This window comes from Glutamicibacter sp. NPDC087583 (genome assembly GCF_044743685.1).
GTDB lineage: Bacteria > Actinomycetota > Actinomycetes > Actinomycetales > Micrococcaceae > Glutamicibacter.
In genome coordinates, this window is the sequence record NZ_JBIUWY010000001.1 from 1,205,902 (window position 1) to 1,224,249 (window position 18,348).

The following is an 18,348-nucleotide window of genomic DNA, read 5'->3' on the forward strand; positions in this document are numbered from 1 at the left end:
GGAATGTGGCGCGAGGAACTGCATATCCTCGCGCGAAATTAACTTTGCCGTGGTCAAACTAAGGATCATTCTCCGTGGATATCAGGGAACAGCAGTTGGACGCCTACATGGTCACGTGGAAGCTTGAGCGCGAATTCGGCGGGATGACCACCGTCTGCACCCAGCGCGCGGCCGCTTTCGCCCAGCGGCACGGTTCTGCCGCGGTGGTGACCTTCGGCCCCAACGAACAGCTCCCGCAGATCGTCGAGGAACTCGTCGCGCGCGGCAAGCTTTCGCCCAAGGTCCGGGTGCTCAATCCCTACCTCCACCTGGCGGACCATGACCTGCAGCCGCAGACCAGCATCCCCGAGCGGAAGGCCGAACCGGGCTGCCTGGACTTCACGGTACGCAAGTCCGTCCACCACCCTGGCCAGGACGCCGCCTTGTTCTGCGAGCACAGCGTTGCCGGCCCCGAAGGCGGGATCAAGAAGACCACGTACTACCGGGCCGATGGCACCGCCTTCTTGTCCGATATGAAGTTCCACGACGGGAAGGCCCGCCGCATCGTTGAGGCTTTTGACCGCAGCGGAACCCTGGTGGCCCGCTTCCCCAGCGCGGCGTCGTTCTACCGCCATTGGCTGTCGCAGATCGTCGACCACCCGAACTCCTTGGTGGTCATCGACAGCAAGTACACCGCGGCCATGCTCGCTTCCTGGAAACCGGTGCACGTGCCCAAGGTGTTCGCGTTCCACAGCATCCATGTGGCCAAGGGGCAGGACCTTGCCAGCGGCCAGCTCTCCAAGGGCCACGGGCCCATCATCGAAGAACGCTCCAACTGGGATGCCTTCGTCTTCCTGACCCACGCCCAGCGCCAGGCCTATGTCGACCGCTTCGGCGAAGCCGACTCGGCATTCGTCATTCCCAACCCGCTGAACCCGTCCACCGTGCAACCGCCGGTACCGGCACGCAGCTCGACCAGCCTGATCGTGGCCGGCTCGCTGACCCCCAACAAGAACGTAGCCGCCGCCCTGGATGTCCTCCACGAGCTGGCTCTTCGCGGCAAGCGGCCAACCCTGCACATTGTCGGCCAGGGCAGCGAATGCGACGCGCTAGCGGAACGGGCCGCCGAGCTGGGCCTGCGCGAGTCGGTGATCTTCCACGGCTACTCCGACCAGCTCCCCCGGCACTTCGCTTCCTGCACGGCGCAATTATTCACCTCGACCAACGAGGGCCAAGCCCTGGTCATCCTTGAAGCCCAGGCCCAGGGATGCATCCCGGTCTCCTTCGACATCAACTTCGGGCCAGCCGACAGCATCACCGATGGGCATAACGGCTTCCTGGTCCGCCATGGCGATTTCCAGGCCATGGCCGACCGGGTGCAGCAGCTCATGGACGATCCCGCCCTGGCCGCCCGGATGTCGCAGCAGGCCCGCACATTTGCCAGCGAGTACCAAGCTCGCGATCTAGTCTCACTTTGGGAGGACACCATGTCCATAGCGAAGATGCTCAAGAAGCTCGGCGCGAAGAACCGCGTCCCGCATTTCGAAGCAAAACTGCGGGGCGTCGACTTCCCCGACGGCCAGGGATTGCAGGTGCGGGTGGAGCATCGGGCCCACGTCGAAGACCTGCCCGAACCGGCAACCTTCGAGCTGGTCTTCGTCAATCGGGACAGCAAGGAAGAAATCGCGGCCGTGGCCAGCAGCAGTGTGGACGAGCAGCTGGCGGTCTTCGATGTGGAGCCGCAGCTCTTGGGCGAGACCCAGGAACAGGATGCGGCGGTGGACGTGAACCTGCGCCTGCGCGTGGGCAAGGCCATGGAAATGAAGCGCCTGGGTCTGCCCGAAACAATGATCCTGCCGTACTTCACCACGCACAAGAACCTCTCCTTCCGCCCCAAGCAGTAGCCGGGCAGCAGCTCGCATCCAGCGCGCGTTCGGGACTTGCTGACAATTCTCCAAGTCCGGTCCCATAAAGTCGATCGCATGCGAATTCAGATGTCCCAACTGCGACCGCTGCTCAAAAGCCACCGGATCCTGATGACGGTTCCGGGCATGAAGGATTTCCAGGACACCGGAAGCACCTGCAATCCCGAGGCGTGGATCAGCTACCAGGAAGACCTCGCGCTGGATCCCTACACCACCTTCTGGGGAACCAGCGGAACAGCCCTTCCGCGCATGGGCGCGTTCTCCTACACCCATTCAAAGCTCAACAAGGCCATCAGCGTCGGACGGTTCACCTCGATCGCCAAGGGCATGACTGTCATGGGAGCCAAGCACCCCCTGGAGTGGGCATCGACCAGCCCGGTGTTCTACAACCAGCGGCTGCTGATGCGCACCTACGCGGCCGATCACGGCGCGGAACTGGGGACGACGAAGTACGGCTACACGCCGGGGAAGATCTCCATCGGCAACGATGTATGGATCGGCGAAAAGGTCACGCTGGGCCATGGGGTCGCCATCGGCGACGGCGCGGTCATCGCCTCGAATTCCGTAGTCACCAGCGACGTCGAGCCGTACACCGTGGTCGGCGGCCTGCCGGCCAAGAAGATCCGCGACCGCTTCGATGCGCCGACCGTCCAGGCCCTCCAGGCATCGCAGTGGTGGCAGTACGCCCCGGAGAACCTGACCCACCTGGACGTGGCCAACCCGGCCGCCTTCGCCCAGCAGGTGCTCGAGCAGGCCGGGGCAGGGAATGTGCGGCCATTCCGGACGCGTCCATTGACCGCCAAGACCATTGCCGAGCACCTGGAGGCCCTGGGCACCGGAACCGGGTGAAGACAGGAAGTGCCCCCGGGCGCTCGCCGATTCGGCGAGCGCCCGGGGGCACTAAAGCCTCTGGGCGTTGGATCCGCGTTAGCCTACGGCGACGCGCAGTTCGTTGTTCCACGGGTCCCGGAAGCGAAGTTCGGCTCCGGTGTGGTGGTTTGCCACCTTGGCGTAGGCCAGCCGCTCGGCCAGCTTGCCCACTTCTTCTTCGGTCGGGACGTTGATCAGCACTTCACCCAGCCCCAGCGTGTCCTTGCGCGGGCCGGCTCCGCGCGAGTTCCAGACGTTCATGGCCATATGGTGGTGGTACCCGCCAGCCGAGACGAACAGTGCCTGCTCGCCCAGGGTGGTGGTTTCGTCAAAGCCCAGGGTGCTGACGTAGAACTGGCGGGCGGTTGCGACATCGCCCACCTGCAGGTGCACGTGGCCTACATCCGCGGCGGCCTTGCGCTGTCCGGCAATGGACTGCTCGGTCAGGTGCTCATTGAGGAACTTGTTCGGATCCAGGTAGATGGTGTCCATGGCCACCTCGCCGCCGCTCCAGCTCCAGGTATCGCGCGGGCGGTCCCAGTACAGCTCGATGCCGTTGCCCTCCGGGTCGGTGAAGTAGAACGCTTCGGATACCAGGTGATCGGAGCTGCCCACGAAGCGGCTCTGGTCGAACTGGGCTGCCGACAGGACGGTCGCAGCCAGATCAGCCTTGGTGTCGAAGAGCAGCGCGGTATGGAACAGGCCCGCTTCGTTGCGCGACGGGAGCTGCAGTCCTGGCGCGTTCTGCAGGTTGACCAGTTCCTGGGTACCGCGGCCCAGGCGGGTGCCTTCGGCTGATTCGGCCAGCACTTCAAGGCCCAGGGCCTTCTGGTAGTACTCGCTCATGGTTTTCATGTCGCCGACCTTGAGCTGGACTGCGTTCATGTGGGTGGTGGCCGCTAGTTTGTCTTGCTGGAGTACTGACATGGCAAGCTCCTTTTCCAAGTGCATCGATTCCCTATTGATTAACAGCCTATCGCAAATTACTTGATGCTTCAATGAAATTGGGATGTTCAGCCGATCACAGCGAATTCGGTTCCGGGATGGCATTAGCCTCCCCTGCTCGCACACCAAGAACCCCGCTGCCAAAACTACGAAGGCCATCCGGATTTCCTTGCGGCAGCAAGGTCGCTGCTTGCCTGCGCCATGGCGCTTACCAGCGGTGGCGGATCAGAGAATCACGGTACGGCTCCGGGTTGCCGATGGCGACACCATGGATGCCAGGGCGGCGGGCGCAGAAACTCGAGTCCAGCTGCTGAACATCGACATCCCCGAAGCCATTCACCCGGGCAATGGGGTCAAATGCCTCGGGCCAGCGGCTGCCGAATATCTTGAGCACGCCCTGCCGGCAGGACAAAGAGTCAGCTTGGGATTACAACGTGCCCTGCACGGACCATGCGTGCCGGACCCTTGCAGCCGTCCATGGAAGCGATCTGCCCATCAATAGAGATATCGCCCGCACGTTCCCCTCGAAGCGCCGCGATAACGCGCGCTTGCCAGGCGGCCGTGTGATTAAAACCGATCAGTAATGATATCTGGCCTGCAGGATTGCCACCGCGCGATCATCGGCAATATAGACCAGTCAATTAGCTTCATCAATGCGGCGCAACCACGCGCCAGCCAGGGTACGCCTCAACAGTTCAGGCTTGCCAATACCCTCAAATGGGTCACAGCGCAGCACAGCCTCAATCAACGCATGGACACGCCTGAGCGTTTTGCGATCTTGGGTCTGCCAGTGGAAATAGTCTTCACAGCCGGCAGCCGTCCAGGTCAGCAGTCTTTCACTCAGGGATCAATAGGTCCACGCTCGGACACTTGGCTACCGCGTACTGCTTCCAGCGAAGCAAGCAGGCGGAGCGCATTCCTCGGCGAGCGCAGAAGGTAGCTCGTTTCCACCAGAGAGTCATACTCATCTTTTGACATGAGGACTGCAGATCCGCGCTTTGACAAGATCTCCACTTCGGCATGGTCAAGATTGACTCGTTCGATCAAGCCGAAAAGATCGCGGCGCGCCTCACTCGCTGTGATTGCCATGCCCCTCCTTGGTCAGTACTGGATATGGTACAACTTCTAGCCGTCTTCGAGAGACTCTATCCCCCAGTGCAACCCGATCCCTGTTTCCATGGGGCATCGCAGTTGATACTCAGATTTCACGGAAAATGGGCTGCCCGGACAAAGCCGCTTGGCTTTAACCATGGGTCACCCAGTCCCATTTCTTGGTCGGCACTTAATAGAGGATAGGTCTGGACTGCTCGTGGATCCAGATCAATCAACAGCACGTTTCTACCCGCTTCAACTACTCCGGTCGCAAGCGAAACCGCTGATGCGACAACAATGGAACAGGCAGACGAGCTCGCCGATCAGGCAGATTCCACAGCGGCCCCGGGCCACACTGCAGCCACTGCACTCCATGCCAGTTCCCCGGCGTACGGGTTGCATCCGCGAGGATCGGTAAAACCACTGCCCTGGAAATGCAGCATTAACAGCCCTGGTCGAAGACCTCAAGGCCAGAAACGACGAAGCCTGCGTCCGGGCAGTCGGACCCCAGAAATAATGCAAGGCCACACGCCGCCGCTGCAGACGGGATATCGGGAATAAACTGCTAGCTGGGCTCTGGTCACCGCGCAACCAGGGACCGGGAGTCAGTCCGACTTTGCACAGTCATCATGGGGTGGCCCGGTTTTATATCGGTGGCGATCTTCCACTCGCTAGGACTTCCAAGTATATTGGCTGGTGATCCACCTCACCTTGGGTTTTGGTGGTTTACCCAGAGCTACGGAAGGTTAGTTGTGAGCGTTACCGAAGAATTCAGAGCAGCCCGTGACCGTCTCCTGGAGCTAAGGGAGGATTACCACCAGGCTCGCGCCGAGTTCGCATGGCCGGAATTCACCCATTTCAATTTCGGCTTCGACTGGTTCGACCACGTTGCCCGGGATCCGCAGCGCTCCGAGCGCCCAGCACTGGTCATCGCCGAATCCGACGGCAGCTGCACCCAGCGGACCTGGGCCGAACTATCAACCCGGTCCACCCAACTTGCGCGCTGGCTCAGCGACCAGGGCATCAAGCGCGGGGATTCAATCGCCATCATGCTGGGCAACCAGGTCGAGCTTTGGGAGTCGATGCTGGCAGGCATCAAGCTGGGTGCGGTCATGGTCCCGTGCACCACGCAGCTGATGCCCACCGATCTGGCCGACCGCATTGCCCGCGGCCATATCCAATGGGTCATCACCAACGAGGGCGAAATCCCCAAGTTCGAATCGGTGCCGGGCGATTACACGCTGATCCAGATCGGCGGGCAGCCGCCGGCTGGCATCCTCGACTACTCCCAGTCGTCCGCGGCAGAAGTGGCCTTCGCACTGGAGCATCCGACCCGCGCCGATGAAACGCTGCTGCGCTATTTCACCTCCGGCACCACCTCGAAGGCCAAGCTGGTCGAGCATACGCATACCTCGTATCCGGTCGGGCACTTGAGCACGATGTTCTGGATCGGCCTCGAACCAGGCGATGTCCACCTGAACGTCGCCTCGCCTGGCTGGGCAAAGCACGCGTGGTCCAACTTCTTCACCCCGTGGATCGCCGAAGCGACGGTCTTCATCTACAACTACGACCGCTTCGACCCAGTGGCCCTGATGAACCAGATGGACGCCCGGCAGGTCACCAGCTTCTGCGCGCCACCGACGGTCTGGCGCCTGCTCATCCAGGCCGACCTCGGTGCGCTGGAGCATCCCCCGCAGAAACTGGTCTCGGCCGGCGAGCCGCTGAACGCAGAGGTCATCGACCAGGTCCACAAGGCCTGGGGGCAGGTGATCCGCGACGGGTTCGGGCAGACCGAAACCACGGTGCAGATCGCCAATCCCCCGGCGGAGCCCATCACCATCGGCGCCATGGGACGCCCGATGCCCGGCTACGAGATCGTGCTGCGCGATCCAGCCACCGGGGAAGAAGGCGATGTGGGCGAGATCTGCCTGATCACCGCCCAGCGCCCGCTGGGGCTGATGAAAGGCTATTTCGAGAACGAGGAAAAGACCAATGAGGTCTTCCGGGACGGGGTCTACCACACCGGGGATATCGCCGAGCGGGACGAACGCGGCGTCCTGACCTATGTGGGGCGCGCCGATGACGTCTTCAAATCCAGCGACTACAAGATCAGCCCTTTCGAGCTCGAATCGGTTCTGATTGAGCATCCGGGCGTGGCCGAAGCGGCCGTCGTTCCAGCACCGGATGAGCTGCGGCTGACGGTGCCCAAGGCCTACATCGTCGCTTCCGGCGGGCATGAGCCCGGACCGGAATTGGCCGAATCGATCCTGGCGTACTGCCGCGAGCACCTTTCGGCTTTCAAGCGCATCCGCCGGCTGGAATTCGCGGACCTGCCCAAGACGATCTCGGGCAAGATCCGACGGGTGGAGCTGCGCCAGACTGAAGAGGACCGGCACCGCGCCGGCGCCCCGGCGGGCACCGAATACAGGGACACCGACTTCCCGAATCTCAAGGGGTAGAGACCTCGAGCATCCAGGGCGCGTTCCGGACATGGCTTCGGCAGGCGCCCTGGATTTTTCTCTTCCCTCGAAACTTTCGCCAGCCCATCGCTACTCCCCTTCCTCGCGTCAAGCCGCCAGGGTTCGCCGCGGGTTTATTTCCAGAGGTTTCCCGCTTAAGAAGCCAATAGTTTACATCGTGAGCTGACACTCATACTATGAGTTCTTATGCCGTGGCTTATGTCACACTGCTCCCCGATTCCTCTAGAACGGATCCAACATGTCCGATATCGCGATTCTGATAAATACCGCGGTGGCCGTGCTTGCCGCCGTGGTGCTTATCGTGAGATTCAAGGTCAACCCAGTCATCGCCTTGGTCATTGGCTCGCTCTACCTGGGCCTATCCACCGGCTTGGGAGTCACCAAGACCATCGAGACCATCACCCAGGGTTTCGGCGACATCATGGTGGAAGTCGGACTCCTGGTGGCTTTCGGCGTGCTGATGGGTTCCATCCTCAATGAGACCGGCGCCATCCGCCGCCTGGTCGAGCACCTGCTGAACACCTTCGGCCCCAAACGACTGCCATACACCATGGCGTTGGCTGTCAGCACCGCGTTGCAGACCATTTTCCTCGATGTGCTGCTGGTCATCGCGGCCCCCTTGGCCCGGCGCATGGCGCCGAAAATCGGCAAGCACGGAACCGCGCGCATTGCCACGGCCATGGCCATCGCCGGCGAGGTCGGCATCGTCCTCATGGTCCCTGGCGTCGGCGCGGTCGCCTTGGCCGGCATGCTTGAAGTTCCCCTGGGCAAGATGCTGATCTTCGGCCTGCTGGTCGTCGTGCCCACGGTCTTGATTTCCGTAGCCATCATGTCCTTCTTCTTCGACCGGGGCTTCTGGAAAGCCGAGAGCGATGAGCAACTGCTGGCGCAAGACGAGCCGACACCGGGTACCCGCAAGCTGGAGCGCGGCGAAGGAACCGGCCAGGATGCGGCACGCTCCGGCAACGCCGGAACAGCCACCGCGGCCACCGCGGTTCAGACCGCGCAGCGCCGCGAGGCGCCCCTGTTCCTGCTCTTCCTGCCGCTGCTCGCATCCTTGCTGCTCATCGCCAGCGGCGCGCTGGCCGAAATCCTCGGCTATGAGGCCAGCTGGATCCAGCTGGTCGGCAATCCGGTAGTTGCCCTGCTCATCGGCCTGGTCGGAACGATCGCCGTGGCACGCTACACCATCGGCCAGAAGGCGATTGACCGCGGCGTGGCCAGCGGGTTCAGGGAAAGCGGGCAGATCCTGCTGCTGACCGGTGTCGGGGGCTCCTTGGCAGCCACGGTTTCCACGGCTGGATTGGGCGACATCATGGGCCAGTTCTTCTCGGCCAGCACCGTTGCACCACTGGTAGTGGTCTGGGGCATCGCGGCCCTGCTTCACATTGCCGTTGGCTCGGTGACCCTTTCCGGGATTACTGCGGCAAGCCTCTTGGCACCGATCGCCCCGAGCCTGGGCATCGACCCGGTGCTCATCGCGTTGGCGGCAGGTTCCGGAGCGCTGTTCATGGTCCATGTCACCTCGAACACCTTCTGGCTCCTGCAGTCGTTGTTCGGGCAGACCGTGCGCGGTGCGCTGAAGACCGTCAGCGTAGGCGTCTCGGTCGCATCCATCGTGGCCCTTGGAATGGTCATGATCCTCAACATCTTCATTTAGCGCGACAGCAAAGGAACGGCAGAACATGTCAGAGCACATCGCCCCATTGAAGGGTGTCCGCGTTCTCGAATTGGGCAACTACATTGCCGCCCCCACTGCAGGCCGGCTCCTGGCGGACTTCGGCGCCGAGGTCATCAAGGTGGAACGCCCGGGAACCGGGGACGAGCTGCGAAATTGGCGGCTCAAGAAGGGCAGCGTCTCGATGCTGTACCGGACGATCAACCGCAACAAGAAGTCCATCGTCTTGGACCTGCGCAGCGACGCCGGCCGGGAGGCCGTGCTGGAACTGGCCAAGTACTGCGATGTGCTGCTGGAAAACTTCCGTCCGGGCACCTTGGAGAAGTGGGGCCTGGGTCCAGAGGAACTCAGCGCCGTGAATCCGGACCTGGTGATCACCCGCATCTCGGCCTTCGGCCAGACCGGGCCGCTCTCCGAGCGCCCGGGCTTTGCCGCCGTGGCCGAAGCCTTCAGCGGCTTCCGCAATCTGGTGGGCGATCCAGATCGCGCGCCGGTTCGTGTCGGCGTATCGATTGGCGATTCCATTGCCGGACTGTATGCCGCGTTCGGCGCGGTGATGGCGCTCTACCAGCGGGAGATGGCGCGCGGGGAAAAGGCCTCCCTCGGGCTGGACCATCGCGTGATCGATGTGGCGCTGCACGAGGCGATGTTCTCCATGATGGAATCTTTGCTCCCGGACCACGGCGCCTACGGCGAAACCCGGACCCGCACCGGTGGACGCATGGAAGGCATTGCGCCATCCAATGCCTATGTCTGCGCCGATGGGGCCAGCATTGTGGTCGCCGGAAACGGTGACGGGATCTACCGCCGCTACATGGAAGCCATCGGCAGGCCGGAGCTCGGGGCCGATCCGCGGCTGCAGGGCAATGCCCAGCGTTGGGAGGCCAGGGAAATGCTGGATGCCGCCATTGGCCAGTGGGCCGCAAGCGTGGATTCGAGCACGGCCCTGGCCATCCTCGATGCGGCAGGAGTTCCTGCCGGCCCGATCTACACCGCCAAGGACATTGCCAACGAGCCGCAATACATCTGCCGGAACATGATCCAGCATCTGGATGTCTCCACCGGCGAGGAAACCCTGCACGGTGTCGGCTTCCCCGGCATCGTCCCCGTCATGGGAGGGACCTCGCTGCCCATTCGGAACCTCGGCCCCGACCTCGGGGAGCATACCGAACAGGTACTGGGCGGATTGCTGGGAATGACCGATGCGCAAATTGCGCAAGCCTCGGCTGGCGAAAGGAATATCGCGTGAGCTACTCATTCACCCCCGCAGCCGCGTTGCGCGACGTCACGCTGCGTGACGGGCTGCAGCTGACCGGGAAGCTGCTGAGCACCCCGGAGAAAATCAGGACCGTGCGCGAGTTGATCCGGCTCGGAGTCCAGGAAATCGAGCTCGGCTCCATGGCGCGTGGCGACCTGGTGCCGCCCATGGCCAACACCCTCGATGTTGCCCGGGGGCTGCGCCCCGACGAGCTGGAACGCTGCTGGATCTGGGTGGCGACCCCGGGGCATGTGGCCAAGGCGGCCAAGGCGGGCATCCGGAACTTCCAGTATTGCCTCTCTGTTTCCGATGCGCACAACCAGGCGAATATCGGGCGCAGCACGGAGGCAAGCCTTGCCGCCCTGCCAGAAGCCGTGCGCTATGCCCAGGAAGCCGGCGGGCGCATCCAGCTGTGCCTGGCCACCTCGTTCACCTGCCCTTTCGAGGGGCAGGTCCCCGCCGAGCGCGTGCTGGACATCGCCAATGATCCACGGGCCGAGGGCACCTGCGACATCGTCATCTGCGACACCCTGGGCCAAGCAGTTCCGGCACAGGTCGCCTCGCTCATTTCCAGGGTGCGCGGCGAAACCCCGCAACGGCGCATCGTGTTCCACGGCCACGATACCTGGGGGCTGGGTGTTGCCAATACGCTGGCAGCCATTTCGGCAGGAGCCACCCTGGTTGATGGAGCGCTCGGCGGCTTGGGAGGCTGTCCCTTCGCCCCCGGGGCCAGCGGGAACACTTCCAGCGAGGACATCCTGTTCGCCACCCAGCCGCCATGGCTCACGCCGCAGCGCTTTGCCGGGCTCGTCGGGCTCTCCGAATCCTTGCTGCAGGAGCTGGGCGAGCCGAACCGTTCCAAGTCGGCCCAGGGGGCGCGTTCCAAGGCAGAAGCCTTTGCCTGGGTGATCCCCTCTGATGCCACCCCGGATTGCGGCACCAGCCTCTAGTGCCGCTGCTGCCTGGTGCCGCCGCGGCCCTCGGACCGGGCGGGCGGTGCTAGGCGGAAGGCCGGTGGGTTTCGCCCGGGAAGCGTCCGCCGATCAGCCGGGTCATCCGTTCAGCGGTGTCCAGCAACGGCTCGATCCAGCTCTGGCAGACCTCCCGCGGCATGCGCAGGGTGGGTCCGCTGATGGTCACCGCCGCCACCAGGCCCGCCGCGGAATCGAACACCGGTGCGGACAGTCCCGAGGCCCCGCTTTCACGCTCCCCCGTGGTGATCGCGAAGCCATCGGCGCGGGTCTGCTGAACCGCTTTTTCCAGGTTGGCCACGCCGGTAATTGTGGCATCGGTCAACGGCTGCAGCTGTGATTCCTGCAACCGCTGCATGAGCTCGGGCTTCCAGGCCAGCAGCACGCGGCCGGCAGATCCGGCATGCAATGGGGCGAGCTCGCCCAGGTGCATTTCCCTGCGCAGCGCGTGGCGTGTTTCGGCAATGCCCACGCACACGCGGAATTGCTGCTCGGCACGGAAAAGGCAGGCTGTTTCCCCGGTGAAGTCGCGCAGTTCGCGCAACGATGGGCTGATGACGTCCAGCACTTCCCGCCCCCGGGTCGCCGGCGCGGCCCAGTAGGCCATCTTCATCCCGATGCGGAAGCCGTCATCCTCGCGGTCCAAGAAACCCTGTCCCACCAAATTCGCGACAAGCCGCTGCACCGTGGAGGCAGGCAAATCCGTTGCTTCACGGATATCGGCCAAGTTCATCACCGGCTGGCGCAGTGAAAAGGAATCGAGGATGGAACTGATTTTTCCCAAGACCAACAAGGGGTTGTGCTTCTTGGCGGGGGTCTCTTCCTTTGGCATATTCCAGACGCTAGACCATCGGCATCTGCGAGTCCAGTTGCCTGCCCGGCACTGCTCTCCGGCGACACTGCCAGCCCGCCACCGGCAGCGTCCCCGCCAGCGGGTTCAGCCGGATCGGGCATTCGGTCACTATGCATGCCCGCACAGGAAGCTACTGGACAAAATTCGTGAAGTTCAGCACCTGCACCACGCATGGTGACGCAACAATTCGCCAGAACTGTGCACTGAAGTATATTGAATCCTGAAGACCGAAGAATTCTGTCGGGCGCAGGCGCCCATCACGCAAAGGACCCCCATGGGCAATACCGAGAAGTTCCGGGCAGCACGCGATCTGCTGCTGGCAGCACGCGATGACTACGACCGGGCTCGGGCAGAGTTCACGTGGCCGGAATTCACCGATTTCAACTTCGCCTACGACTGGTTCGACGAGGTAGCCAAGGACCCGGCGCGAGCCAATGAGCCGGCACTGATCCTGACCGAACCCGATGGCAGCTCGGCACGCTACAGCTGGGCCGAACTTTCACGCCGCTCCACCCAGGTGGCCCGCTGGCTTTCCGACGAAGGCCTGCAGCGCGGCGATACCATCATCGTCATGCTGGGCAACGAGGTGGCCCTCTGGGAAGTGATGCTCGCCGGCATGAAGCTCGGCGCAGTCATCATCCCGACCACCACGCAGCTGGTCAGCGCGGACCTCGCCGACCGCATCGAGCGCGGCAACGCGAACTGGGTGATCACCAGCCATGACCAGGTCGCCAAATTCGAAGCAGTCCCCGGGGACTACCGGATCGTGCAGGTCCGCGGGCAGGCCGCCGAAGGGACCTTGCACTATGCCCAGTCCCACGACGCGCCGGCCGAATTCCGCCTGGACTCCCCGACCCTGGCCGATGAGAACATGCTGCTCTACTTCACCTCGGGCACCACCTCGTTGGCGAAGCTGGTCCAGCACACCCATACCTCGTACACCATCGGCCACCTGGCGACCATGTTCTGGATCGGCCTGGAACCAGGCGATGTCCATCTGAATGTGGCGTCCCCCGGGTGGGGCAAGCACGCCTGGTCGAATTTCTTCGGCCCGTGGATCGCCGAAGCGACGGTCTTCGTCTACAACTACGAGCGCTTTGATCCGCTGGCGCTGATGAACCAGATGGATACGGAGAAGGTCACCAGCTTCTGCGCACCGCCCACCGTCTGGCGCTACCTGATCCAGGCGGACTTAGGCAGCTTGCAGACTCCCCCGCGCAAGCTGGTCTCTGCCGGCGAGCCGTTGAACGCCGAAGTCATCGACCAGGTGCGCACCGCGTGGGGGCAGGTGATCCGTGATGGCTACGGGCAGACCGAGACCACCGTGCAGATTGCCAATTCGCCGGGTACCGAGGTGAAGGTCGGCGCGATGGGCCGCCCGATGCCGGGCTATGCGGTGGAGCTGCGCAATCCGACCACCGGGCAGCTGGCCGAAATCGGGGAAATCTGCCTGCGACTGGATCCCCGGCCTGCCGGGTTGATGAAGGGCTATTTCGCCGATCCGGAGAAAACCGCCGAGGCGCTGCGTGGCGGCGTGTACCACACGGGAGATATCGCCGAACGCGATGATGAAGGCGTCTTGACCTATGTGGGGCGTGCCGACGACATCTTCAAATCCAGCGACTACAAGCTCAGCCCCTTCGAGCTGGAGTCAGTGGTCCTGGAGCATCCCGCGGTGGCCGAGGTGGCGGTGGTGCCTTCGCCGGATCCGCTGAAGCTCTCGGTGCCCAAGGCCTTTGTGGTGCTGGCATCGCACGTCGAGCCCGGCGCGGAGGTCGCCAAGGACATCCTCGGCTTCTGCCGCGAGCACCTGGCTCCGTACAAGCGGATCCGGCGGCTCGAATTCTCCGCGCTGCCCAAAACCATTTCAGGCAAGATCCGCCGCGTGGAGCTGCGCCTGGCCGAGGAAGAGCAGCATGCGGCCGGCACGACCCCGAGCGGCGAGTACCGCGATACCGACTTCCCTGAGCTGAAGGAACGCGGCTAGGAACGAAAAGCAGAAGACAGCCCGGCGGGAAGCGGATCCAGCTTCCCGCCGGGCTGTCCTTTGCCTGCGGTGAGCGCCTAGCTCTTGTTCTTGGCCTTCAGCGCATCGACGATGCCCTTGCCCAGATAGAAGGCGCCATCGGCGTACCAGGCCAGCATCAGCAGCTGGCGCGCCGGCTTGGGGAACCAGGCGAACTTGCCGCTCTTGGCCAGGACCAGGTGCGCTGCCGCGCCGGAGGCCAGTACGGCGGCACCCGAACCCATCAGCGCTTTCGGATTCCAGTTGTGCCGGTACAGCAGCCGTTCCAGGCCCTTGGCCTCGCGTTCCTGCTCAGCCAATGCGGACTTCAACGTCTTGAACGGGCCGCCGGTGGCAATGACCCTTCGGTCTTCGGGCAACGGACGGCCGGTGAGGTAATCGATGCTGCGCGGGTCGAAGCCGAAGAGCGAAACCAGGCGCTTCATGTCCTTCAAATCCCCGCTGCTGCACAGCAGCTGCTGCGCTTCGGAGCGGTCGGCAGGATCTGGAATCAGCTGCTCGATGACCTGGATTTCTTCTTCTTCCCAGCCAAAGAGCAAGCTGTTGAGCTCATCCAGGCGAACCGCTGCAGGCGAGCCGGCTTCCGGTTCCAGGATTGCCGCGCGTTCCAGGTCCACCACCATGGACACCGACGAACCGAACATGGTCCGGCGCGAGCCCTTGGCCTCGATGGTTGCGGTAATGACATTGCCGGTACGGTCCAAGCACAGGTACGGGCGGTTCGAGCGCGAGATGCTCGGGGCATAGACCGGTTCCTTGGGGATGGCCATCAGGCCGGATGCGTTCTCCCAAACCGTGATCTCGTTCTCGGCAAAGCCCGCTGCCAGCACCAGCTCGGACCCCTTGAGCTTTGGCCCGTGCAGCAGCTCGTTGGTGCCGCCGTACTCGCCGAGCTGCTCGTCATCCGGGTTGGGGCCGTCAATTTCGTCCCCGTCCACCAGTACGTAGTCGGCCCCGGTGGAGTTCTTCAGTTCGTGGACCAGTTTGGTCACGCGCGAGCCTTCGCGCAGCTTGCCCTTGGCATCGATGCGGTAGAGCACCGCATCGCGGGCTTCGCTCACCGTGGCCACCTCGGCGGCTACTTCAGTGGAGTTCTCGCGCTCAACAGCTCCGCCGATGAAACCCAGCAGGCGGCGATCGGCCAGCGCGGTGCGTACCAGTTGTGCAGATTCAGGCTTGTCGCCCATGAAAATGAACTCTAGGTTGAGGTAGTTGAACCCGGTTGAATCCACGAAAAGTAACCCCTTTGGTTATTTGGATATGGCGATAAGTCAATCATAGGCGGTAACCCGTGCCGTCCTGGCCGGCAGCGCCCGGGTGGTTGCCTGGCGCTAGCGCCGGGCGCGGAACCAGCGGACCGCGCCGAGGACGGTATTCCCGGTGGCATCAACATAGCCGAGCACCAGCAGCAGCACGATCACCCAGGGTGGCGCCCAGGGCTGCTGCCAATGGGTGGCCGCAAGCACCAGCGAGAATACCAGGGCCTCGATGAGCCCCAGCGCCAGCTGCGCGGCGGGTTTCCACGACAACGAGTTGTACCATCGCCGCCGGGCACCGGAGGTGCGGGATTCGGCGATCAGTGCACGGCCCACTGCCCTGGCCATTGACACCGGTTCGATCCGCCGCGCGTCCTCCGGAAGATCGGCGTCTTCCAGATAGCGGGCCAGGACCGGTGGATGCCCGAAGGTCTCCAGCACCCGCTGGGCCGACTGCAGGCTGCCGGTGCCCACCAGCGCCAGCTTGAGCCGCTCGATGTTCTCGGCATCGACCACAAGCCCGGCCAGCTCGTCGAGTTCCTGGCCATCCACGCTGTCCTGGTTGGCGAGCAGCCAGTCCAGTTCGCGCCGGGCGGGTGTTGAGGCCTGAGGCCAGAAGGCGGGGCTGGCCGCGACCGGCCAGATGTGCACCCAGGCCGGGTGCCCGCCGAGCTTGGCAGGCTGCTTGTCGAACCAGAAGCTCGCGGTGAAGCGCGCGCCGGTGCGGCTGAGCATGATCGCCGGATGCTGGCTGGCAGCCAGCACGCCGCCCACCAGGAAGCCTTCGTGCACGGCGACGGCAGCGCCGGCGGATTCCGGCGGCAAGAGCTGCCAGCTGGTTTTGCTCGCGGCGGCCCACACCCCCATGTCCGGCTCGTTCAGCGCGCCGATGGCCACGGTCCGCCCCGGCGGCATGGCATCGAGCCGCGGATCCTCGATGGGCTCCCCGGTTTGCACCTCGGCGTCGTCCTGGTCGATGTACAGCGCACCGGTGCCCCGCTTCAGCGCCAGCGCGAAGTCCTCGACCTGCTGTCCCAGCCTGATGGCACCCGCGGCGCCAGCGAGCAGCAAGAGCCCCTCGTGGTTCACCGCCAGGCTGGCCTCGATCATCGCCAGCCCGTTCCAGGGCACCGGCACGGAGACCAGCGAGATCACTTCGCGGGTGGCCAGCAGCTCGCGGACCTTGGCTTCGGCCTGCTGCGCCTGGGGTTCTTCGAAGAAAAGAGTCAGGGCGGCGACCATGGTGTGCTCCTGGTCGCCGCCCTGCAAGGACTGGTTGCTACTTGTTGCCAAGGTACTTTTCGAAGCCCGCCGGCAGGTTCAGGCTCGAAGGATCGAAGTCCTGGTTGGCGCCCTGCCCGAAGGCGGCACCGCTCGGGGCGGCGGCCTTCTTGTTCTTGGCCTCCAGCTCGGCCTGCGCGGCCTTGGCCGGGTTGCCGAACTTCTGCTGCTTCTTGCCCTTGCCCTTGGCCTTCGCCTTGCGGGCAGCGCCCTTGCCGGCCCCCGGCATGCCCGGGATGCCGCCGCCGGCAGCCATCTTCTTCATCATCTTCTGCGCTTCGGCGAAACGCTCCAGCATCTGGTTCACCTCGGAGACCGAAACGCCCGAACCCTTGGCGATACGCGCGCGGCGCGAGCCGTTGATGATCTTCGGAGCCACGCGCTCGTGCTGGGTCATCGAACGGACGATGGCCTCAACGCGGTCGATCTGGCGTTCGTCGAACTGCTCGAGCTGCTGGCGGGAGATCTGCGCGCCGGGCATCATGCCCAGCAGCTTCTTCATCGAGCCCATCTTCTTGATCTGGGCCATCTGGGCCAGGAAGTCGTCCAGGGTGAAGTCTTCCTGGTCGGCGAATTTCTTCGCCATGCGCTCGGCTTCGGTCTTGTCCCAGTTCTTCTCGGCCTGCTCGATGAGCGTCATCACGTCGCCCATGTCCAGGATGCGCGAAGCCATGCGGTCCGGGTGGAAGATCTCGAAGTCGTCCAGGTTCTCGCCGGTGGAGGCGAACATGACCGGCTTGCCGGTGACCGAGGCGACCGACAGGGCGGCGCCGCCGCGGGCATCGCCATCGAGCTTGGAGAGCACGACACCGGTGAAGTCGACGCCCTCGTGGAAGGCCTGGGCAGTGTTGACCGCGTCCTGGCCGATCATCGCGTCGATGACGAAGAGGACTTCATCCGGGTTGATGGCGGCGCGGATGTTCGCGGCCTGGGCCATCATCTCGGTGTCCACGCCCAAGCGGCCGGCGGTATCGACAATCACGATGTCGTGCAGCTTGGCCTTGGCCTCGGCGACGCCGTCGCGGGCTACCGCTACCGGGTCGCCGGTGGCGGTGTCGAATTCCGAGGAGACGCCCGGGTGCGGTGCGTAGACCGGCACGCCGGCACGCTCGCCGTTGATCTGCAGCTGCTTGACGGCGTTGGGGCGCTGGAGGTCGCAGGCCACCAGCAACGGGGTGTGGCCCTCGGACTTCAGGTGCTTGGCCAGCTTGCCGGCCAGGGTGGTCTTGCCGGCACCCTGCAGGCCGGCGAGCATGATCACCGTCGGCGGGTTCTTGGCCAGGTTCAGGCGGCGGGTTTCCCCGCCCAGGATGCCAACGAGTTCCTCGTTGACGATCTTGACGACCTGCTGGCCCGGGTTCAGCGACTCGGAGACCTCGGCACCCAGAGCGCGTTCCTTCACCTGGGCCACGAAGCCGCGGACCACCGGTACGGCAACGTCGGCGTCAAGCAGGGCGCGGCGGATCTCGCGTGCGGTACCGTCGATATCCGCTTCAGTCAGGCGGCCCTTGCCGCGCAGGTTCTTGAAGGTTGCTGTCAGGCGATCGGAAAGTGAATTAAACACGTGCCGGGCACTTCTTTCGATAGGTCTTGTGGTGCGCATTGGAAAATCGCACAGGACTCAACTCCCAAGAATATCAATAATCGGGCGCTGGACTAACCAGCTGTGCAGCGTTTCACCCGTTGTCTCTTCCCCAGCACCACGCTGCTCCCGCCCAAAGGGACGGGAGCAGC

Annotated in this window: 15 protein-coding genes; 7 read left to right on the plus strand and 8 right to left on the minus strand. The window is 63.9% G+C overall.

Annotated features, from left to right (window positions below):
• Positions 1-74 precede the first annotated feature (74 nt).
• Together ACIOU9_RS05760 and ACIOU9_RS05765 are read left to right on the plus strand one after the other, a co-directional pair.
• Positions 75-1,883, plus strand: a complete 1,809-nt coding sequence (locus ACIOU9_RS05760) for a glycosyltransferase (RefSeq protein WP_402696238.1) — start codon at positions 75-77, stop codon at positions 1,881-1,883.
• A 78-nt stretch (positions 1,884-1,961) separates the two neighbouring features.
• Positions 1,962-2,753 carry a CatB-related O-acetyltransferase gene (locus ACIOU9_RS05765; RefSeq protein ID WP_402696239.1) on the plus strand — a complete coding sequence of 264 codons (792 nt, stop codon included), beginning with the start codon at positions 1,962-1,964 and terminating at the stop codon, positions 2,751-2,753.
• Between the two features lie 78 nt (positions 2,754-2,831).
• Here the strand turns inward: ACIOU9_RS05765 and ACIOU9_RS05770 are convergent, their stop codons facing one another.
• The 4 genes from ACIOU9_RS05770 to ACIOU9_RS05785 form a co-directional block, all read right to left on the minus strand.
• Positions 2,832-3,701, minus strand: coding sequence for a VOC family protein (locus tag ACIOU9_RS05770; protein ID WP_332727939.1), 870 nt, complete (start codon positions 3,699-3,701; stop codon positions 2,832-2,834).
• A 226-nt stretch (positions 3,702-3,927) separates the two neighbouring features.
• Complete coding sequence (locus tag ACIOU9_RS05775; protein ID WP_402696241.1) at positions 3,928-4,113, minus strand: hypothetical protein; 186 nt, start codon at positions 4,111-4,113, stop codon at positions 3,928-3,930.
• 243 nt (positions 4,114-4,356) lie between these two features.
• Positions 4,357-4,563: a Txe/YoeB family addiction module toxin gene (locus ACIOU9_RS05780; protein WP_402696326.1), complete on the minus strand. Its 207-nt coding sequence runs from the start codon at positions 4,561-4,563 to the stop codon at positions 4,357-4,359.
• Positions 4,560-4,808 carry a type II toxin-antitoxin system Phd/YefM family antitoxin gene (locus ACIOU9_RS05785; RefSeq protein WP_133833449.1) on the minus strand — a complete coding sequence of 83 codons (249 nt, stop codon included), beginning with the start codon at positions 4,806-4,808 and terminating at the stop codon, positions 4,560-4,562. Before ACIOU9_RS05785 ends, ACIOU9_RS05780 begins: the two co-directional genes overlap by 4 nt.
• Positions 4,809-5,563: 755 nt before the next feature.
• Between ACIOU9_RS05785 and ACIOU9_RS05790 the strand changes: the two genes are divergently transcribed.
• The 4 genes from ACIOU9_RS05790 (at position 5,564) to ACIOU9_RS05805 (ending at position 11,177) form a co-directional block, all read left to right on the plus strand.
• Positions 5,564-7,270: an AMP-binding protein gene (locus tag ACIOU9_RS05790; RefSeq protein WP_402696243.1), complete on the plus strand. Its 1,707-nt coding sequence runs from the start codon at positions 5,564-5,566 to the stop codon at positions 7,268-7,270.
• 259 nt (positions 7,271-7,529) lie between these two features.
• Positions 7,530-8,951 carry a GntP family permease gene (locus ACIOU9_RS05795; RefSeq protein ID WP_402696244.1) on the plus strand — a complete coding sequence of 474 codons (1,422 nt, stop codon included), beginning with the start codon at positions 7,530-7,532 and terminating at the stop codon, positions 8,949-8,951.
• A 25-nt stretch (positions 8,952-8,976) separates the two neighbouring features.
• Entirely contained in the window at positions 8,977-10,218 is a 1,242-nt protein-coding gene (locus tag ACIOU9_RS05800) for a CaiB/BaiF CoA transferase family protein (protein ID WP_402696246.1), read from the plus strand.
• On the plus strand, positions 10,215-11,177 hold the full coding sequence (locus ACIOU9_RS05805; protein ID WP_402696248.1) for a hydroxymethylglutaryl-CoA lyase: 963 nt from the start codon (positions 10,215-10,217) through the stop codon (positions 11,175-11,177). The genes ACIOU9_RS05800 and ACIOU9_RS05805 overlap by 4 nt, the downstream gene beginning before the upstream one ends.
• Before the next feature lie 49 nt (positions 11,178-11,226).
• On the opposite strand, the gene ACIOU9_RS05810 is transcribed toward ACIOU9_RS05805, so the two are convergent.
• A complete protein-coding gene (locus ACIOU9_RS05810) occupies positions 11,227-12,030 on the minus strand; it encodes an IclR family transcriptional regulator (RefSeq protein ID WP_402696250.1) in 804 nt (267 codons plus the stop codon).
• Between the two features lie 295 nt (positions 12,031-12,325).
• Between ACIOU9_RS05810 and ACIOU9_RS05815 the strand changes: the two genes are divergently transcribed.
• Positions 12,326-14,038, plus strand: a complete 1,713-nt coding sequence (locus ACIOU9_RS05815) for an AMP-binding protein (RefSeq protein WP_402696252.1) — start codon at positions 12,326-12,328, stop codon at positions 14,036-14,038.
• A gap of 77 nt (positions 14,039-14,115) precedes the next feature.
• Here the strand turns inward: ACIOU9_RS05815 and ACIOU9_RS05820 are convergent, their stop codons facing one another.
• From ACIOU9_RS05820 to ffh, 3 genes are all read right to left on the minus strand, one after another.
• Positions 14,116-15,309 (minus strand): hypothetical protein, encoded by a 1,194-nt coding sequence (locus ACIOU9_RS05820; RefSeq protein ID WP_402696253.1) that lies wholly within the window; start codon positions 15,307-15,309, stop codon positions 14,116-14,118.
• Between the two features lie 99 nt (positions 15,310-15,408).
• On the minus strand, positions 15,409-16,626 hold the full coding sequence (locus tag ACIOU9_RS05825; RefSeq protein ID WP_402696255.1) for a hypothetical protein: 1,218 nt from the start codon (positions 16,624-16,626) through the stop codon (positions 15,409-15,411).
• Positions 16,613-18,178: a signal recognition particle protein gene (ffh, locus tag ACIOU9_RS05830; RefSeq protein WP_105661194.1), complete on the minus strand. Its 1,566-nt coding sequence runs from the start codon at positions 18,176-18,178 to the stop codon at positions 16,613-16,615. The genes ACIOU9_RS05825 and ffh overlap by 14 nt, the downstream gene beginning before the upstream one ends.
• Positions 18,179-18,348: the final 170 nt, after the last annotated feature.